This is a genomic window from Rodentibacter genomosp. 1 (genome assembly GCF_001999285.1).
GTDB lineage: Bacteria > Pseudomonadota > Gammaproteobacteria > Enterobacterales > Pasteurellaceae > Rodentibacter.
Genome location: NZ_MLHN01000011.1, coordinates 107,805 through 124,723, shown reverse-complemented (window position 1 = coordinate 124,723; position 16,919 = coordinate 107,805). Strand labels below are relative to the sequence as shown.

At 40.3% G+C, this 16,919-nt stretch carries 18 protein-coding genes and 1 pseudogene; 9 read left to right on the top strand and 10 right to left on the bottom strand.

Annotated elements, in window-relative coordinates; all coding sequences use genetic code 11:
* Positions 1–5: 5 nt before the first annotated feature.
* A complete protein-coding gene (locus BKK54_RS07625; protein WP_077542504.1) occupies positions 6–869 on the bottom strand; it encodes a YicC/YloC family endoribonuclease in 864 nt (287 codons plus the stop codon).
* Between the two features lie 153 nt (positions 870–1,022).
* Here BKK54_RS07625 and BKK54_RS07620 point away from each other — a divergent pair, with 153 nt between their 5' ends.
* Positions 1,023–2,225: an aromatic amino acid transporter gene (locus BKK54_RS07620; RefSeq protein WP_077542503.1), complete on the top strand. Its 1,203-nt coding sequence runs from the start codon at positions 1,023–1,025 to the stop codon at positions 2,223–2,225.
* 72 nt (positions 2,226–2,297) lie between these two features.
* Here the strand turns inward: BKK54_RS07620 and BKK54_RS07615 are convergent, their stop codons facing one another.
* Positions 2,298–3,362: an AI-2E family transporter gene (locus tag BKK54_RS07615; protein WP_077542595.1), complete on the bottom strand. Its 1,065-nt coding sequence runs from the start codon at positions 3,360–3,362 to the stop codon at positions 2,298–2,300.
* Between the two features lie 79 nt (positions 3,363–3,441).
* Between BKK54_RS07615 and arsC the strand changes: the two genes are divergently transcribed.
* The 3 genes from arsC to BKK54_RS07600 all read left to right on the top strand — a co-directional run bounded on the left by arsC (position 3,442) and on the right by BKK54_RS07600 (position 4,423).
* Positions 3,442–3,792 carry an arsenate reductase (glutaredoxin) gene (arsC, locus tag BKK54_RS07610; protein ID WP_077542502.1) on the top strand — a complete coding sequence of 117 codons (351 nt, stop codon included), beginning with the start codon at positions 3,442–3,444 and terminating at the stop codon, positions 3,790–3,792.
* A gap of 68 nt (positions 3,793–3,860) precedes the next feature.
* Positions 3,861–4,124, top strand: coding sequence for an alternative ribosome-rescue factor A (locus BKK54_RS07605; protein WP_077542501.1), 264 nt, complete (start codon positions 3,861–3,863; stop codon positions 4,122–4,124).
* A 2-nt stretch (positions 4,125–4,126) separates the two neighbouring features.
* Positions 4,127–4,423 (top strand): DUF5377 family protein, encoded by a 297-nt coding sequence (locus BKK54_RS07600; protein ID WP_077542500.1) that lies wholly within the window; start codon positions 4,127–4,129, stop codon positions 4,421–4,423.
* Positions 4,424–4,495: 72 nt separating this feature from the next.
* Here the strand turns inward: BKK54_RS07600 and BKK54_RS07595 are convergent, their stop codons facing one another.
* The 4 genes and pseudogenes from BKK54_RS07595 to zipA all read right to left on the bottom strand — a co-directional run bounded on the left by BKK54_RS07595 (position 4,496) and on the right by zipA (position 8,679).
* On the bottom strand, positions 4,496–5,056 hold the full coding sequence (locus BKK54_RS07595) for an NAD(P)H-dependent oxidoreductase (protein ID WP_077542499.1): 561 nt from the start codon (positions 5,054–5,056) through the stop codon (positions 4,496–4,498).
* A gap of 87 nt (positions 5,057–5,143) precedes the next feature.
* Positions 5,144–5,326, bottom strand: a pseudogene (locus BKK54_RS07590) (dihydrodipicolinate synthase family protein); the annotation flags it as partial.
* A 281-nt stretch (positions 5,327–5,607) separates the two neighbouring features.
* A complete protein-coding gene (gene ligA / locus BKK54_RS07585) occupies positions 5,608–7,614 on the bottom strand; it encodes an NAD-dependent DNA ligase LigA (protein WP_077542498.1) in 2,007 nt (668 codons plus the stop codon).
* Positions 7,615–7,716: 102 nt separating this feature from the next.
* Positions 7,717–8,679, bottom strand: coding sequence for a cell division protein ZipA (zipA, locus tag BKK54_RS07580; RefSeq protein WP_077542497.1), 963 nt, complete (start codon positions 8,677–8,679; stop codon positions 7,717–7,719).
* Positions 8,680–8,834: 155 nt separating this feature from the next.
* Here zipA and cysZ point away from each other — a divergent pair, with 155 nt between their 5' ends.
* A complete protein-coding gene (gene cysZ, locus BKK54_RS07575; RefSeq protein ID WP_077542496.1) occupies positions 8,835–9,683 on the top strand; it encodes a sulfate transporter CysZ in 849 nt (282 codons plus the stop codon).
* 102 nt (positions 9,684–9,785) lie between these two features.
* Positions 9,786–10,733: a cysteine synthase A gene (cysK, locus tag BKK54_RS07570; RefSeq protein ID WP_077542495.1), complete on the top strand. Its 948-nt coding sequence runs from the start codon at positions 9,786–9,788 to the stop codon at positions 10,731–10,733.
* A 151-nt stretch (positions 10,734–10,884) separates the two neighbouring features.
* Here the strand turns inward: cysK and BKK54_RS07565 are convergent, their stop codons facing one another.
* The 4 genes from BKK54_RS07565 to BKK54_RS07550 form a co-directional block, all read right to left on the bottom strand.
* Positions 10,885–11,355: a redoxin domain-containing protein gene (locus BKK54_RS07565; protein ID WP_077542494.1), complete on the bottom strand. Its 471-nt coding sequence runs from the start codon at positions 11,353–11,355 to the stop codon at positions 10,885–10,887.
* A 115-nt stretch (positions 11,356–11,470) separates the two neighbouring features.
* Entirely contained in the window at positions 11,471–12,112 is a 642-nt protein-coding gene (locus BKK54_RS07560; RefSeq protein WP_077542493.1) for a cytochrome c biogenesis protein CcdA, read from the bottom strand.
* A 59-nt stretch (positions 12,113–12,171) separates the two neighbouring features.
* Complete coding sequence (msrAB, locus tag BKK54_RS07555) at positions 12,172–13,239, bottom strand: bifunctional peptide-methionine (S)-S-oxide reductase MsrA/peptide-methionine (R)-S-oxide reductase MsrB (protein WP_077542492.1); 1,068 nt, start codon at positions 13,237–13,239, stop codon at positions 12,172–12,174.
* A 216-nt stretch (positions 13,240–13,455) separates the two neighbouring features.
* A complete protein-coding gene (locus tag BKK54_RS07550) occupies positions 13,456–14,337 on the bottom strand; it encodes a pirin family protein (protein ID WP_077542491.1) in 882 nt (293 codons plus the stop codon).
* A 326-nt stretch (positions 14,338–14,663) separates the two neighbouring features.
* On the opposite strand from BKK54_RS07550, the gene BKK54_RS07545 reads away from it, so the two are divergent.
* Genes BKK54_RS07545 through BKK54_RS07535 form a run of 3 tightly spaced genes read left to right on the top strand, consistent with a single transcriptional unit; the run spans position 14,664 to position 16,913 of the window.
* A complete protein-coding gene (locus tag BKK54_RS07545; RefSeq protein ID WP_077542490.1) occupies positions 14,664–15,437 on the top strand; it encodes an amino acid ABC transporter substrate-binding protein in 774 nt (257 codons plus the stop codon).
* Entirely contained in the window at positions 15,421–16,137 is a 717-nt protein-coding gene (locus tag BKK54_RS07540) for an amino acid ABC transporter permease (protein WP_077542489.1), read from the top strand. The genes BKK54_RS07545 and BKK54_RS07540 overlap by 17 nt, the downstream gene beginning before the upstream one ends.
* Positions 16,138–16,145: 8 nt before the next feature.
* A complete protein-coding gene (locus BKK54_RS07535; RefSeq protein WP_077542488.1) occupies positions 16,146–16,913 on the top strand; it encodes an amino acid ABC transporter ATP-binding protein in 768 nt (255 codons plus the stop codon).
* The last annotated feature ends 6 nt before the right edge of the window (positions 16,914–16,919 follow it).

Below are 16,919 nucleotides of genomic sequence, written 5' to 3'. Positions count from 1 at the left end.
TTCTCCTATTCTAAATTCTGAATTTGTTCACGCATTTGTTCAATTAACACCTTTAATTCTACTGCTGCTGCAGTGATATCCGCATTGATTGATTTTGAAGCTAAGGTATTGGATTCACGGTTGAGCTCTTGCATCATAAAATCTAATTTACGCCCGACTGCCCCCCCTTTTTTCAAAATATTTGTGGTTTCTTTAACGTGCATTTGTAGACGATCAAGCTCTTCTGCGACATCTACGCGTTGTGCGAGTAAAACCATTTCTTGTTCAAGACGTTGAGGTTCAAGGTTGATTTGGGCGTCTTCAAAACGTTGCAACAAACGTTCACGTTGCCATTGTAAAACAGCAGGCATTTGCGACCGCACTTTATCGGCTTCAATTGTAATGGCGGTTAAGCGTTGTTGAATAATATCTTGTAACTTTTCACCTTCACGGCTACGCATTGCGATAAAGTCGGTGAGTAATTCATCAAAGGCGATCAATAGATCTTGACTAATGGTATCCAAATCCTGTTCTTGAGTTTCCACTACGCCGGGATAACGCAAAACGTCTGTTAGGTTAATTTCACCTTCACCTGCTTGAGTTTTTATCCATTGTAAAGATTGAATCACTTGGTTTGCCAGTTCTTTATTGAGATTGAGTTCGTCATTGACTTGCTTTTTGGTTTCAATGCGTAACGTACACTCAACTTTGCCACGAGTGAGATTTTGGCGGAGTTTTTCACGCAATGTATTTTCTAAACCTCGAAACTGTTCAGGCAGTCGAAAGAAGGTTTCCAAATAGCGTTGGTTAACAGAACGGATTTCCCACACGGCATCGCCCCAATCTTTTTTGACTTCAAGGCGGGCAAAGGCTGTCATACTATAAATCATAAGATCTCCTATTTTTTATGTCTTAGTTGATTTGTTGGCTATTGTAACGAGAAAGCGTAGTGAATTCTAAAGATATTTTTGTGGTAGGTGTTTACAGGATGTAAATTTTAAAATACAATTTCTGTAAATTTTATCTTACAAAAAGGAAATGTTATGAACAAAACGGTTGGTAGCACATTGCTGGTATCCGGCACGATGATTGGAGCAGGAATGTTGGCGATGCCATTGACTTCCGCAGGGATCGGATTTGGTTTTACATTAGTTTTATTATTAGGGCTCTGGGCATTACTAACGTTTACCGCATTATTATTTGTGGAACTTTATCAAACTGCAGACAGTGATGCCGGGATCGGGACACTCGCCGAACAATATTTTGGTAAGTTCGGGCGTGTTGTCGCTACTGCTGTTCTTATTATCTTTTTATATGCCTTAATTGCGGCCTACATCAGTGGTGGTGGCTCTTTATTAAATAGTTTATTATCGGAAGGGCTGGGGAACAGTGTCGGCATTATCTTGTTTACCTTGATTTTTGGTGCTTTTATTGTGATTGGTACACATAGTGTGGATCGCATTAACCGTGTTTTATTCTTTGTTATGTTGGCTGCATTTGTCGTGGTATTAGGATTGATGTTACCGGAAATCAAAATGGATAATTTGTTAGCAATGCCAATTGATAGTGCATTGATTATCTCCGCCAGCCCGGTCTTTTTTACCGCTTTTGGTTTCCATGGCTCTATTCCAAGTTTGAATAAATATTTAGATGGAAATGTTAAGGCACTACGAATTTCTATTTTATTGGGATCAGCGATTACGCTTGGTGCTTATATTTTATGGCAGCTTTCTACCCATGGTTTGCTCACCCAAAATGAATTTTTACAAATTCTAAAAGAAGATGCCACTTTAAATGGTTTAGTTAAGGCAACCCTTGCTATTACGGGCAGTTCGGTGATTGCCAGTGCGGTGAAATTATTTTCTACCTTAGCCTTAGTGACCTCTTTCTTAGGCGTAGGATTGGGCTTGTTGGAATGTATTGAGGATTTGTTAAAACGTTCGTTTAACATTTCTGCAGGGCGTATTTCTCTCGGTTTACTGACATTTATTCCGCCGTTAGCTTTCGCTTTGTTTTATCCGGAAGGATTTATCTTAGCGTTAGGTTATGCGGGGCAAATGTTTGCTTTCTATGCGGTGGTATTGCCGGTAAGTCTTGTCTGGAAAGCGCGCAACCTTCATCCTAATCTTCCATACCGAGTATGGGGAGGCAATGTAACCTTACTTATCGTATTGATATTAGGTGTGGTGATTACCTCTATCCCATTTGCCATCCGAGCCGGCTACCTCCCATTTGTCGTGGGTTAAAAAGACGTTGAATATGACCGCACTTTAAAAGTGCGGTTATTTTTTTGTGTGTTTTAAGAGGAACACAGTGAGCTAGCCCTTTTCTATTTCATCTTCCGGTAAGGCATTTATCACGGCTTTCACGAGAGTCGCAAGTGGGATTGCAAAAAATACCCCCCAGAATCCCCATAACCCACCGAAAATGAGGACAGCAATAATGATGATGAGTGGGTGTAAATTTACCGCTTCAGAGAATAAATAAGGGACTAATAAATTTCCGTCTAATAATTGGCTCACAGCAAAAGCGATGATGATATACCAAAAGGTCGGACTAATGCCGAATTGGAACAACGCAACAAGCGCAACAGGAATGGTCACAAGCACCGCACCAATGTAAGGAACGAGGACTGAAAGCCCAACCGCAACGGATAGCAAGAGTGGATAATTTAATCCGAAGATTAAGAAAATTACGTAAGTGACCAAGGTGACAATTAAAATTTCTAAGAGTTTTCCATGAATGTAATTGGCAATTTGTTGTTGCATTTCTGTCCATACTTTGAAAGCAAGATGGCGGTTGCGGGGTAAAAAACGGCTCACGCCTTGTAAAAGCTCACCCTTATCTTTCAACATAAAAAACATCATTAATGGAACAAGGAAAGCGTAAATGCCAAGTGAGACGAGGTTCATAATCGAAGCGAGAGAAAGTTTGACTGCGGATTCCCCAAAGCCGAGAATTTTTTCCCGTACAGAATTAAAAATCGCATCTACCATGGAGTAATCAATGAGTTCAGGATAATCTTCCGGTAAGCTAAGTAGCCATTCATTAAGTTTATTAAACATAGCCGGTAAATCACTCAGTAGGGAAATCGTTTGATTCCAAAGCATCGGGACAAGAACCAAGAAGAACACCGTTGCTAAACCAATAAACCCACCAAAAATAACAATCGTGGCTAACATACGTGGTAGTTTTAGATTGCTTGTTAGAAAATGGATTGGCATTTCTAATAAATAAGCAAGCACAATAGCGATAAGCAAGGGGGCGATTAAATCACCGAAAAAATAAATAGCAATAAAACCAAAAAGTAAAATTGCCAATAACCCCATAGCCTGTGGATCGCCTAAACGGCGTGCATACCAGCTTTTCAACATTTCTAACATAATTACAACATCCCCGAGAGCATTTTTCGCCATTATAAGTTAAAATTTCCTCCAGTTATAGCTAGCTAAAGGAAATTCTATGTCTGTTATTATTTATCATAATCCTCGTTGTTCCAAAAGCCGAGAAACCTTGGCGTTACTAGAGGAAAAAGGTATTCATCCGAACATTGAGCTTTATTTGCAAAAACAATATACCGTTACAGAATTACAACAACTTGCAGAAAAATTAGCTATCACGGATATTCGCTTGATGATGAGAGTGAAAGATGAACTTTATCGTTCGCTAAATCTTGCGGATTCGGCATTGACGAATGAAGAACTATTGAATGCAATCAGTGAGCATTCCGCTTTACTTGAACGGCCTATTGTGGTGAATGGCGACAAAGCAAAAATTGGACGGCCACCTGAGAGTGTGCTTGAAATTTTGTAATTTTAAGGTTTATCCGTATAATACCACCGCCGTGGAAATGTCTTCACGGCTTTTTTAAGGAAAAAATTATGGCAAAAAAACAAAAAAGTGCGGTTGAAAATCAAACCGTTTATCAGCACATGAGAGGCTCGGTAAGGGATAATGCGATCATGGCATTATTACATGATAAATTATTCCGCCAGCGTATTGAGAAAAAACGTAAAGGAAAAGGCAGCTACCAACGAAAAGCAAAACACGTAGGGACATTTTTTGAAAAGCCCGATTATAAATTTTTTGATTTCAGAAACTTTATAATCGGGTTTTTCTTAAGTAAAAAATGCAATGTGAGGTAAAAATGTCAAATAAAACAGAAACATTATTCAATACAACATGGAACGTACGTATTAGTGATCCGGGTGAAGAAGGCGCACATAGCCATTTTTTTGAAACCGTTTATTTAACCCTTACTGCGCACTTTGAAGAAAATGGGATTCGCTATGAATTTGTGCGAAGAGTTGAAGACCAAGTTAAAATCCAACGCTCATTCACCGAATTAAATGAACTATTTAAGTTTTTGGGAGATTATTTAGATGCCGTCTCCCTTGGTGTACTTGGCGTAAAAATTGGTAATCTTGGTGTGAAAGCGGAATAGTGTGATACTCGGAAAGCAAAATGCGGTCAAAAATGACCGCACTTTTTCAGATAAACATTCATTAAAAATTAATTATAGTAACTTTTCAATTTTAGCAATCACTTTGCCTGCATGTTCACGAGCATTATTTTGAACACGGGCTAAATCTTCTTCACCGTGTAAACCCGGAATATAAAGTTGACCATATAAGGCTTCTACACCGTGCCATTCAAAACCTGAATAAAGGGCAGAGGCTTCAACCGGTTTTACCAAATCCTCAATTAATGGTTCAATTTTACCGTCATAGGTTTGGGCCGGAGAGCCTGTTGATGTGGAAACGAAAAGTTTTTTGCCGTGTAATTTATCACCACCGGTACCGTAAGCGAACCCATAAGTCCACACATCATCTAGCCATTTTTTCAAAATAGCTGGAGTATTAAACCAAAAAGTTGGGTATTGGAATACAACAATATCAGCTTCCACTAAGGCAGCTTGCTCTGCGGTAATATCAATATTGAAATCAGGGTAGAGGCTAGATAGACGGCGAACGCTAATTTTATCGCCAAAATGTTGTTCTAAGGCACTTAAAATGAGGCTATTACTGACAGATTGTTCAAGATTTTGGTGTGCAGAAATCACGAGAATTTTTGCCATAATGTTTCCTTAATATTAACGCTGCTAAATAAATTTGGACGCACAGTCTATCACGCCTAACCCTAAAATAAAACCAATATTCAGGTGTACTCCGCTATCACGTAATAATTTCATCATCACAATGGCTTCATCACCGGTGGCATTAGTACCTGTTTCGGCAATAACAGGAATACGACCGTTTGCCGGTTCCACGGTCTTCTCAATCACTTTTACATTTTCTTCAGTACTGAGTGTCGCAGATTCACCGGTTATACCGACTGAAACGATCGCTCCGTCCCAGCCTTAGGAGATTGTCGATATAAAAATGTTGAAACCCTTAAAGGGATAGTAAGCAATTAGTTTGCCGTGCAAACTTAGTAACTGATAAAGGTTCGCGACCTTATATAATCACCTTCAGTGAAAATTCAGTCGGGCAAATTATTGTCAGTTATAATATGCAACTCTTTTATGAGCCCAATTAGCCAAAATGAGAAAAATACCGCACTTTACCATCAGGACAAAGTGCGGTATTTTTTAAGTAAAATTTAGAGCTAGATTTTCTCGGTTAAGCACTAAATCTGTGCCAGAAATTCCTCTTCCATCAGTATCGATACGCCCAATTCCTGCGCCTTAGTCAGTTTTGAACCGGCTGCATCACCGGCAATCACAAAATCCGTTTTGGCGGAAACAGATCCACTGACTTTTGCGCCCATTTCTTGTAGTAAGGCTTTGGCTTCGTTGCGTCCCATTTGGGTGAGTGTGCCTGTGAGAACGATGGTTTTGCCTTTGAATGGGTTGTCTTGCACTTCTTTGGCTTCTACCGTTTCCCAATGTACACCTTGTGTAAGTAGATCCCTCACCACTTCTACATTATGGGGTTCACGCCAGAATGCCAAAATGCGGTTCGCCACCACTTCCCCCACATCCGGCACTTGTTGGAGTTGTTCAAAATCAGCATGTTGTAACGCCTCAAGGGTTTTAAAATGATTGGCTAAATTTAATGCTGTGGCTTCACCCACTTCACGAATCCCTAAAGCAAAAATAAAGCGGGCGAGGGTGGTATGTTTGGCTTTTTCTAAGCTGTTTAAGGCATTTTCTGCCGATTTTTTCCCCATACGCTCTAAGCGGGTTAATGTGGTGAGCTCAAGTTTAAATAAATCCGCAGGGGTATGAATCAGCTCACGATCCACCAGCTGTTCTATTAATTTACCGCCTACGCCATCAATATCCATCGCTTTGCGTGAAACAAAATGTTTTAAGGCTTCCTTCCGTTGTGCTTCGCAGAATAATCCGCCGGTACAGCGTGCCACGGCTTCGCCTTCAATACGAATAATCTGCGAATCACACACAGGGCAATGTGTCGGGAACATAATCGCTTTGGCATTTTCAGGACGGCGTTCACGCAAAACACCAATAATTTGCGGAATCACATCGCCGGCACGGCGAACAACCACGGTATCGCCAATGGCAATATCCAAACGGGCAATTTCATCACCATTGTGTAAGGTGGCATTACTCACAGTAACGCCTGCGACAAATACCGGTTCAAGTTTTGCCACCGGTGTAATGGCCCCCGTACGCCCCACTTGGAATTCCACATCTTTTAATATCGTTAATTCCTCTTGTGCAGGGAATTTATAGGCAATCGCCCAACGGGGGGCTTTGGAAATAAAGCCGAGTTCGTTTTGCAGAGCGATATCATTAATTTTCAATACGGTACCGTCAATATCATAGCCAAGGTTACGACGTTTATTTTGCATAGCGTGATAAAACGCCAGTACCTCTTCAATATCATGGCAAAGACGGATTTCCGGATTTACCGGAATACCAATTGATTTCAGCCATTGTAAACGTTCATAATGGGTGGCCGGTAAATCTACGCCTTCGGCAATGCCAACACTATAAGCATTCAATACAAGCGGGCGTTTGCTGGTGATTTTCGGATCAAGCTGACGTAGCGAGCCTGCCGCTGCATTACGTGGGTTGGCAAAGGTTTTCTCACCATGGGCTAGTGCCTGTTCATTCAGACGTTCAAACCCTGTGTGGGGCATAAAAACTTCACCCCGAATTTCTAAGCGGGTCGGTGGATTATCCATTAATAATTGCAATGGAATATTGCGAATGGTACGAATATTCGCCGTAATATCCTCGCCGGTTGTGCCATCGCCACGGGTTGCAGCTTGAGTTAATACGCCATTTACATACAAAATACTCACCGCAAGCCCGTCCAGTTTAGGTTCACAACAAAAAGTGAGGGGGTTAGGCAAAACAGTTAAACGATCTTCAATACGCTTAACAAAAGCATTAAATTCTTCATCAGAAAAGGCATTATCAAGAGAAAGCATGGGAATCTCATGACGGATTTGGCTGAAGCCAGATAGTGGCTTTGCGCCTACTCGTTGGGTCGGGGAATCTGATGTGACAAATTCAGGATGTTCCAACTCTAGAGCTTTGAGCTGGTGGAAAAGACGATCATACTCACTATCCGGTACACTGGGATTATCTAAAACATGGTATTCATACTCGTATTGACGGAGTGTTTTACGTAAGATTTGAAGTTGAGTTTGGATGTCAGTCATAAAATTCTCGATAAAAAATGACCGCACTTTTAAATCTATTGAACAATAAAGGCGAACTCAGTGTTCGCCAGAAACTAAAGTGCGGTTGAATATTAATGGGTTTTATACTCGTGCAAGATAATGTTGCTCTTGGTCATCATCAAAGATGTGTTCATCTTCGGTAAGCACCGAACCGCCTAAATCTTCTGCGAGAGTTTTAGCCGCACGAATCATCAATTTAAGATTGGCAAGATCATTGCCGGGGGAAGGTAATTTCATAAACAATGTTACGCCAATAGTTCGAAAATCCCCACTATATGGATCAAAGCCACCTTCATCTTGTACATTAGCAACACTAAATAGGATAGGGCTTGCTACGCTTAAATCAAAATGGCGGTGATACATATTATGCTTACCAAAAATAAAGCCTAAGTTTTCAAGAGATTGAATTAAACGTGAACCGTGAAATTCACGATGTTGTGGCGAAATAACATAAAGTTGAATATAGCCCGAGGTTTGTTTTTTCACCTCTGCTTCAGGTTGGCGTACTTCATTAAAATGTACGGTTGGTTTTATTTCATCTAATTCCCCCCGTGACATTTGTGAAAGTTGTTCACGTAATTCAGGCGAGGAGGAATTAATTCTCTCAAGTTCACTGTTTTGTGATTCCAATTGTTCAAGTGTCATCGTAGCAGGATTGGGGGGAGTTTGTGTCTGTGTCGGTTTCATATTGTATTCCATACGAACCGGCTCACGTTCCTGTGTGACGGTATGAGGAATAGATATTTTTATATCATCTACCGTGCGTTCGGTTTCACGATAATCTACTTGCGACACGGGTTGATGATAATCAAAAGATGATTGTGTCGATGTCACAGAGGTGGGCGGGTTGGAATCTGAAACCGATACGGATTCAGAAGTGCTTTGTTCTGACTGCGTTTGTTGATCTTGCGAGAAAGTGCGGTTAAAAGTGGCTGCGTTTTTAAAATACTTTGATTTCTCACGGCGATTTGACCATAATCCGTGTGCGATAAGGGCAATAAGTGCCACGACACCTAAAATAATCAAGATTGTATTAAGATCCATTTTTGCTCCTTATAGGCAATAAAATTGCACTAATGCTACCATATTTTAAAAGCTGAAAAAACAGGGCATTCGGGGGGAATTTCATAGCAAAAATATAGTCCAACTTGACCGCACTTATCAACTATTATGAATATAGTTTCAAAGAAGGAAAAAGAATGATTAATCAACAAGAAATTAAATCCGGCTTTCATTATTTTGTGATGGGCTGGCATTTTATTACTCAAAAAGGGCTACGCCGTTTTGTCATCATGCCTATTCTATTGAATGTGGTTTTACTCACGGGGTTATTTTGGCTGTTTATTTCACAAATTAGTACCATGATTGATTGGTTGATGAGTTTTGTTCCGGACTGGCTCGGCTTTTTGAGTATCATTTTGCTGGTGCTTTCTATTGGAATGATTCTGTTATTGTTTTATTTCACTTTCACGACTTTATCCGGATTTATCGCCGCACCTTTTAACGGGTTATTGTCAGAAAAATTGGAAAAAATGCTAACCGGTGAACCTATTAACGATGATAATTGGCTGGATGTCATGAAAGATGTACCACGAATGCTACACCGAGAATGGCAAAAATTGTGGTATAGCTTGCCCAAAATTGTCGGCTTGTTTTTATTGGGGTTTATTCCCATTGTCGGGCAAACTATTGTGCCGGTTTTAACGTTTTTATTCACAGCTTGGATGATGGCAATTCAATATTGTGACTATCCTTTTGATAACCATAAGATTTCATTTAATGTGATGAAAAACGCCTTGGGGGAACAACGCTCACAAAATCTCACCTTTGGGAGCTTAATTACTTGTTGTACGTTTTTACCTGTTGTGAATTTAGTGATTATTCCTGTTGCAGTATGTGGTGCGACGGTAATGTGGGTTGAAAATTATCGCGATCGTTTACGCTTTGATATGAATTTTGATTATCGCCGAGGCAATCCTTCGACAGAGGTAACGACCTGTACTAAGGGAACGGATGTTGGTACAAACAATAACCAAATTGTGAAATAGCATTTAGTTATAAAATAGATCAAATAACTATTTTTGTCGTGTCAATATCAGTGTTATAACTGCGTTATCGGTAATATTCAATCATCTTCATAGGGGAGAAATATGACAATTCATGCAGATAATTCTTATAGTATTGGTAACACACCGTTGGTACGCTTAAAAAATTTTGGTCACGGCAATGTGGTCGCAAAAATTGAGGGGAGAAACCCGAGTTTCAGCGTGAAATGTCGCATTGGGGCGAATATGGTATGGCAGGCAGAAAAAGATGGTATTCTGACTAAAAACAAAGAAATTGTGGATGCCACCAGTGGTAATACCGGTATTGCACTTGCTTATGTCGCTGCAGCAAGGGGGTATAAAATCACCCTTACTATGCCGGAAACCATGAGTTTAGAGCGTAAACGTTTGTTGCGTGGTTTGGGCGTGAACCTTGTGCTGACCGAAGGCGCAAAAGGAATGAAAGGTGCCATTGCCAAAGCCGAAGAAATTGTCGCTTCTGATCCGAATCGCTATGTGATGTTGAAACAATTTGAAAATCCGGCTAACCCACAAATTCACCGTGAAACAACCGGTAAAGAAATTTGGAATGATACGGAAGGCAAAGTGGATGTGGTCGTTGCCGGAGCCGGCACTGGAGGGACAATCACAGGTGTTTCTCGTGCAATTAAACTGGATTTTGGTAAGGCGATTACCTCTGTGGTGGTTGAACCAAGTGAATCCCCTGTCATTACTCAAACCTTAGCCGGTGAAGAAGTCAAACCGGGTCCACATAAAATTCAAGGTATCGGTGCCGGATTTGTACCGAAAAATTTAGATTTGTCCTTAATTGATCGTGTCGAAACGGTGGATAGTGAAACGGCTATCGCGACTGCCCGCCGTTTGATGGCAGAAGAGGGCATTTTAGCGGGAATATCTTCCGGAGCAGCAGTTGCTGTTGCCGACCGTATTGCAAGGTTATCGGAATTTAAGGACAAACTGATTGTGGTTATTCTTCCCTCTGCCTCAGAACGCTACCTTAGCACGGCATTGTTTGAAGGCATTGAAGCCTAATTTTGGAAGGCTCGCGCATCCCTACAAATAAACCTGAAGTCAGGTTTATAACTGAGCCATAATATTAGTATATTAAGGAGAAAATGCGGCTAGAAATAAGCCGCATTTTTTATGACGGAAAACGACTATAAAAATAACCGCACTTTTAAGATTATTGTTCGACAAATTGTTGAATTTTCTCTACATTTATATGCCCCGGTATGGTTTTTTTGACATTTAAATCCGCCTCTAAAAACACATTAAAGGGGTAACCACGCACCCGAACACGATCAATCATTTCCCCTTTTTCATCAAGTAGCACCGTAATATTTTTGTATTCTAAACCTTTGTACCATTCAATGAAATCTGCCGTTGCTTTCTCTCCTTTATGAGAGGGGGAAACGATCGTAATGATTTCAAAATTTTGATGTTGCTCCGCACTAACATCGTCAATTTCGGCTAAACCGGCTAAACAGATAGGACACCATGATGCCCACATTTTGATATATACAGGTTTACCTTTGTATTGCTCAAGCGTAATAGGTTGATTGTTTAAATCCTTGAGGGGAATGTCCGCCAAGTTGGTTGTTGCAAAAGCCTGAAAGCTAAACACCATTAATAAGATTGAGAGTAATTTTTTCATTTATTTTTTCCTTTTTGTTTTGTTATACCAAGGGGGCGGGTTATTCAATTCAAGTCATATTGATGGTTTTCTAAAACTACGATATGGCTTAGTTTAAGAACCTGCATAGCAAATGCTAGGCTAAGTTATTGGTGATGAGTAAACATCCCATCACAATAATTAAAATTCCACCACCGATTTTGAACTTATCTAGGTGCTTATTTAAACTTTTAGTTCGTTTAAGCAAAGTATCGGAAAAGAATGAAAACAGCATAAAAGGGGTTGCCAAACCGAGCACATAAACAAACATCATAGAGGCACCGTAAATTGCCGAACCTTCGTCACCAGAAAGCGCAAGAACAGAGGTGAGTATTGGGCCAATACAGGGCGTCCAGCCAAGACTAAAGGTTAAACCAAGCACAAAGGCTTCAAGTGCGGTAGATTTTCCCGATGTTTTGATTTCCAGTAATTTAGTGCGTTCAAGCAAGTCGATTTTAACGATACCAAGTTGATGAATTCCGAGAATAATCACGATAATACCGGCAATCACACGGGTCGTGTCACTGAATAAAATATTCCCTAAAAAACCAAAGCTAAAGCCGAGGCTCACAAAGGTAAGTGAAAGTCCTAAGATAAATAAAAAGGTGTTGAGGACTTTTTTCCCTCCCTTACTGAGAATACCAAAATAAATCGGGATAATCGGAAAAATACAAGGGGAAAGAAAAGAGGCGATTCCCGCTAAAAATACTGTACCGATAAGAAGTTGTTGGTCTAACATTATTTTATTTCCTTATATTTTGTAAGGTGCGAAAACGGCGTGCACACCTCTTACCCACATTATTTTTTGATGGTTTTCACTAAATATCCATATCCGGCTTTTTCCATCTCAGCCAAAGGTATAAATTTGATGGAGGCACTGTTGATGCAATAACGTAAACCGCCTCTATCTTTCGGACCGTCATCAAAAACATGCCCTAAATGAGCGTTACCACTGCGACTTAGCACTTCAGTGCGTTGCATATTAAAGCTGTTGTCCGTTTGATAATGCACCACCTCTTTGGCGATCGGGTGAGTGAAACTCGGCCAGCCACAGCCTGATTCAAATTTATCATTGGATGAAAACAGCGGTTCACCGGTTGTGACATCGACATAAATGCCCGACTGGAAGTTATCCCAGTATTCATTGCTGAAGGAACGCTCCGTGTGCTTATTCTGAGTCACCGAATATTGCAATGGGGTTAATGTCGCTTTGAGAGTTTCATCGCTTGGTTTTGGGTAATCTTTCTCGTTAATCATCGGTTCGTCTGCCTGTGTAATGTCGATATGGCAATAGCCATTGGGATTTTTTTTCAAATAATCTTGGTGATATTCTTCTGCTTCTGTGTAGTTTTTAAGGGGGTGTACTTCGATTTGAATTTTATTTTTGTACTTCGTTTGAAGTGTGGCAATCGCACGGTCGATTACGGTTTTGTCTGCGCTATCTTGATAGTAAATCCCCGTACGATATTGTCGTCCTCGGTCATTGCCTTGTTTATTCACACTGGTTGGATCGATCACTTTGAAATAATATTGCAGCAATTTATCCAGTGAAATTTGGTTTGCATCGTAAGTGACTTTGACCGCCTCAGCGTGATCTGTAACGGCTAAAAGCGTATAGCTGGTTTTATCCGTATTGCCATTGGCATAGCCTGAAACCGCATCTTTCACACCGTAAATGCGTTCCATATACGCCTCTACACCCCAAAAACAGCCACCGGCTAAATAAATTTCGCGAATATTTTGTTGATTTTCAGTCATGGTTTTTTGCTCCGTATTTTGCGTTGGTATGGTTTTTTCTCCTGCCAAAACTGATTGGCTTGTCACATAAAGTGCGGTCAAAAATAGAAAGATTTTTGAAAATTTCATTATAGATTCCTCCTTTAATATTGAAGCGATATTGTTTTAGACGAGGAATGGTTTCATTTCTTACAAATTTTTTTGAATTTATGATGATTGAATCACTCATTTATTTTTGAAGGGATTGCAATAAATCCCTCCTGTAGAGGGGAAAATAAACGTGAGGTGCAAAGTAAGCTGTGTGCATACTCAACAAAAAAACCACCCTTTCAGGTGGCTTTTTGTTTAGTCTAATCGACCAAATTTACCGGCACGCACATCATTAAATGCTTCAATAATTTGCTCACGGGTATTCATCACAAACGGGCCATAACCCACAATTGGCTCATTAAGTGGCTCACCGGTCAAAATTAACAATTTGGCATCATTGTTAGCTTCGATCAGGACATTGCTGCCACCACGCTCGAATGTGACTAACTCACCACGGCGAGCGATAGCCTCCCCCCCAACTTGAATAGTCCCCTCTAATACGAGGATGACGACGTTATGGCTTGCCGGCACGCTAAAAGCGTGTGTAGCATTCGCATTCATTGTGGTATCCCACATATTAATTGGGCTGAATGTGCTTGCCGAACCTTTTTTACCAAGCAATTCTCCGGCAATAACCCGAACAGAACCTGCCTCATTCGGCAAGCTAACAATCGGAATATCCGCTGATTTAATGGCTTGATATTTTGGTGTTGTCATTTTATCTTTTGCCGGCAAATTTACCCAAAGTTGCACCATTTCAAATAATCCGCCTTCTTTTGCGAATCTTTCTGAGTGCATTTCTTCGTGCATCACACCTGAACCTGCCGTCATCCATTGAACATCGCCCGTACCTATGGTTCCACCACCGCCGTGAGAATCTCGGTGAGACACTTCACCTTGATAAGCAATGGTAACGGTTTCAAAGCCACGATGAGGATGTTCTTCCACGCCACGTAAATCAAATTCTGAATTATCACGACGGCCACCTTGGAAAAATTTTGGTGGGTTGTAATCCATTAAAAGAAACGGATCAAGATTTTTATCTTTGTCATTATAACTAAACATAGATGCCACGTGGAAACCATTACCCACCCAGTGTTTTTCCGGTGCTGTGAAAACATTCGCTACTTTTTTCATATCAATCTCCTTAAGTTTGTTGATAGAACTTATCGTTCTGTTGATGGCGTGTATTATACGATTACGGAAAAGTGAATAAATACTGGATTTATTGAAAGATATTTTACTAAAAGGAAATAATATATGAGATTTGCTCAAGAAGACTAATACCTAACTTCACACCATTTTTTGCTAAAGTGCGGTTTGTTTTTTTAGAATGAATCAAGAGGTAAATTTTGTGTTATAACTAAAACATCTAACTCATAAATAAATCGTCTTGTTTTTTATTAAATGGGGCTTTTATAATCCAAATCATTGCAAAACATATAACCTAAGAGGAACTTATGATGAAAAAATCTTTTTTTTCTACCGCACTTTTAGCGGTGAGTCTTACTTTTTCAACCTTGACCCATGCGGGGGAAATTGCCGATCGTGTTGAAAAAAACAAAACATTGTTAGTTGGCACGGAGGGAACTTATGCTCCTTTTACATTCCACGATAAAGACGGAAAACTCACGGGCTTTGATGTAGAGATTATTGAGCGAATTGCCCAAAAATTAGGTTGGAAAGTTGAATTTAAAGAAACGGCGTGGGATGGAATGTATGCCGGTTTAAATGCCAAACGGTTTGATGTGATTGCCAATCAAACTAATCCTAGCCCTGAACGGTTAAAGAAATATGATTATTCCGCACCTTATAATTATTCTGCCGGCGTGATTGTTACTCGGGCCGATAACGATAGCATTAAAACCTTTTCAGATTTAAAAGGGAAAAAATCAGCACAATCTGCGACAAGTAATTGGAGTAAGGATGCCCGTGAGCAAGGGGCGATTATTATTACGGTCGATAGCTTGGCACAAAATCTTGAGGCGGTAAAACAAGGGCGGGTGGACGCCACGGTAAATGATAAATTAGCTGTGCTGGATTATCTCAAAAAACAACCCAATGCGGGGTTAAAAATTGCGGTGGAAAGTGATAAAAAAATTCCAACGGGTTTTGCTTTCCTAAAAGGCGAAGAAGAACTTATCGCTAAAGTGAATAACGCTCTTGAAGAGCTTCGTCAAGACGGGACATTAAAACAACTTTCAACGAAATGGTTTGGTGATGACATTACTCAATAATTTGTTAGCAAGCTTGCCATTTATGACAGCAGAACGGGCTGATTATGTGATCAGTTCGTTTTTGCCTATGTTGGAAGCTGCGATTGTATATACGATTCCCCTCGCGGTCATTTCCTTTGTTTGCGGACTATTCATTGCTGTTATTGTGGCGGTAATTTGCACACTTCCGCACCCAAGTTTTCCCACTAAAATTTTACAAGCCATTTGTCGGGTGTATATTTCGATGATTCGTGGTACACCAATGTTAGTGCAAATATTTATTATCTTTTATGGTTTACCGGAAGTCGGGATTACGCTTGACCCCTTCCCAACAGCCATTATTGCCTTTTCTATTAATATTGGTGCTTATGCCGCAGAAACAGTGAGAGCCTCTGTTTTAGCCATTCCCAAAGGACAGTGGGAAGCCTCTTATGCGATTGGTATGAATTATTCACAAGCCTTTATTCGCACTATTATGCCACAGGCATTACGTATTTCTGTGCCCTCCTTATCTAACACCTTTATCAGTACAGTAAAAGATACCTCTCTTGCCTCGTTGGTTTGGATTGCCGAGTTATTTCGGGTGGCACAAAATATCACGGCTGAAAACTATGAATTTATTCTTATTTACAGTGAAGCAGCCTTGATCTATTGGATTTTTTGTTTTCTCCTGTCTATGGGGCAAATGCGTTTGGAAAAGCACCTATCACGTCATTTATAGGGAATGCTATGTTAAAAGTCACAAATATTCATAAAAATTTCAATGGCCATCAAGTATTAAAGGGTATTGATTTTGACATTAAAAAAGGCGAAGTAGTGGCAATCCTTGGCCCATCAGGTTCAGGCAAGACCACTTTTTTACGCTGTTTAAATTTATTGGAACGGCCGGAACAAGGGAAATTGGCATTTACGGACAGTAGCTTAAACATTGATTTCAGCCAAAAAATCACTAGATCGGATGAATTGAAATTACGTCGCCGTTCTTCAATGGTCTTTCAGCAATATAATCTTTTCCCCCACCGAACAGCACTTGAAAATGTGATGGAGGGAATGGTTGTTGTTCAAAAACGAACAAAAGAACAAGCTCGAGAAAAAGCTCTTGTCTTGTTAGACAAGATGGGACTTAAAGACAAAGCAACATTATTCCCCTCACAACTTTCCGGTGGTCAGCAACAGAGGGTTGGGATTGCACGAGCTCTTGCGGTTGAACCCGATCTTATTTTGTTGGATGAGCCGACTTCTGCACTTGACCCCGAGTTGGTGGGTGAAGTATTACAAGCGCTAAAATTACTGGCACAGGAAGGTTGGACGATGATTATTGTGACGCACGAATTGAATTTTGCCAAGGAGGTGGCAGATCGTGTGATTTTAATGGCTGAAGGCAATATTGTGGAACAAAATAGTGCCGAGTTATTTTTTACTTGTCCTCAGAAAGCGAGAACCAAGCAATTTTTATTACAAGCGAAAATGAGCGTGGATTTAGATTATTATATTTAGAGAAAA

Coding starts and splice junctions, on each gene's coding strand:
- arsC (WP_077542502.1), top strand. CDS start 3,442: ATGTCTGTTATTATTTATCATAATCCTCGTTGTTCCAAAAGCCGAGAA.
- ligA (WP_077542498.1), bottom strand. CDS start 7,614: ATGACTGACATCCAAACTCAACTTCAAATCTTACGTAAAACACTCCGT.
- zipA (WP_077542497.1), bottom strand. CDS start 8,679: ATGGATCTTAATACAATCTTGATTATTTTAGGTGTCGTGGCACTTATT.
- BKK54_RS07560 (WP_077542493.1), bottom strand. CDS start 12,112: ATGTTAGACCAACAACTTCTTATCGGTACAGTATTTTTAGCGGGAATC.
- BKK54_RS07605 (WP_077542501.1), top strand. CDS start 3,861: ATGGCAAAAAAACAAAAAAGTGCGGTTGAAAATCAAACCGTTTATCAG.
- BKK54_RS07595 (WP_077542499.1), bottom strand. CDS start 5,056: ATGGCAAAAATTCTCGTGATTTCTGCACACCAAAATCTTGAACAATCT.
- cysK (WP_077542495.1), top strand. CDS start 9,786: ATGACAATTCATGCAGATAATTCTTATAGTATTGGTAACACACCGTTG.
- BKK54_RS07550 (WP_077542491.1), bottom strand. CDS start 14,337: ATGAAAAAAGTAGCGAATGTTTTCACAGCACCGGAAAAACACTGGGTG.
- BKK54_RS07620 (WP_077542503.1), top strand. CDS start 1,023: ATGAACAAAACGGTTGGTAGCACATTGCTGGTATCCGGCACGATGATT.
- BKK54_RS07625 (WP_077542504.1), bottom strand. CDS start 869: ATGATTTATAGTATGACAGCCTTTGCCCGCCTTGAAGTCAAAAAAGAT.
- BKK54_RS07615 (WP_077542595.1), bottom strand. CDS start 3,362: ATGTTAGAAATGTTGAAAAGCTGGTATGCACGCCGTTTAGGCGATCCA.
- msrAB (WP_077542492.1), bottom strand. CDS start 13,239: ATGAAATTTTCAAAAATCTTTCTATTTTTGACCGCACTTTATGTGACA.
- BKK54_RS07535 (WP_077542488.1), top strand. CDS start 16,146: ATGTTAAAAGTCACAAATATTCATAAAAATTTCAATGGCCATCAAGTA.
- BKK54_RS07565 (WP_077542494.1), bottom strand. CDS start 11,355: ATGAAAAAATTACTCTCAATCTTATTAATGGTGTTTAGCTTTCAGGCT.
- cysZ (WP_077542496.1), top strand. CDS start 8,835: ATGATTAATCAACAAGAAATTAAATCCGGCTTTCATTATTTTGTGATG.
- BKK54_RS07545 (WP_077542490.1), top strand. CDS start 14,664: ATGAAAAAATCTTTTTTTTCTACCGCACTTTTAGCGGTGAGTCTTACT.
- BKK54_RS07540 (WP_077542489.1), top strand. CDS start 15,421: ATGACATTACTCAATAATTTGTTAGCAAGCTTGCCATTTATGACAGCA.
- BKK54_RS07600 (WP_077542500.1), top strand. CDS start 4,127: ATGTCAAATAAAACAGAAACATTATTCAATACAACATGGAACGTACGT.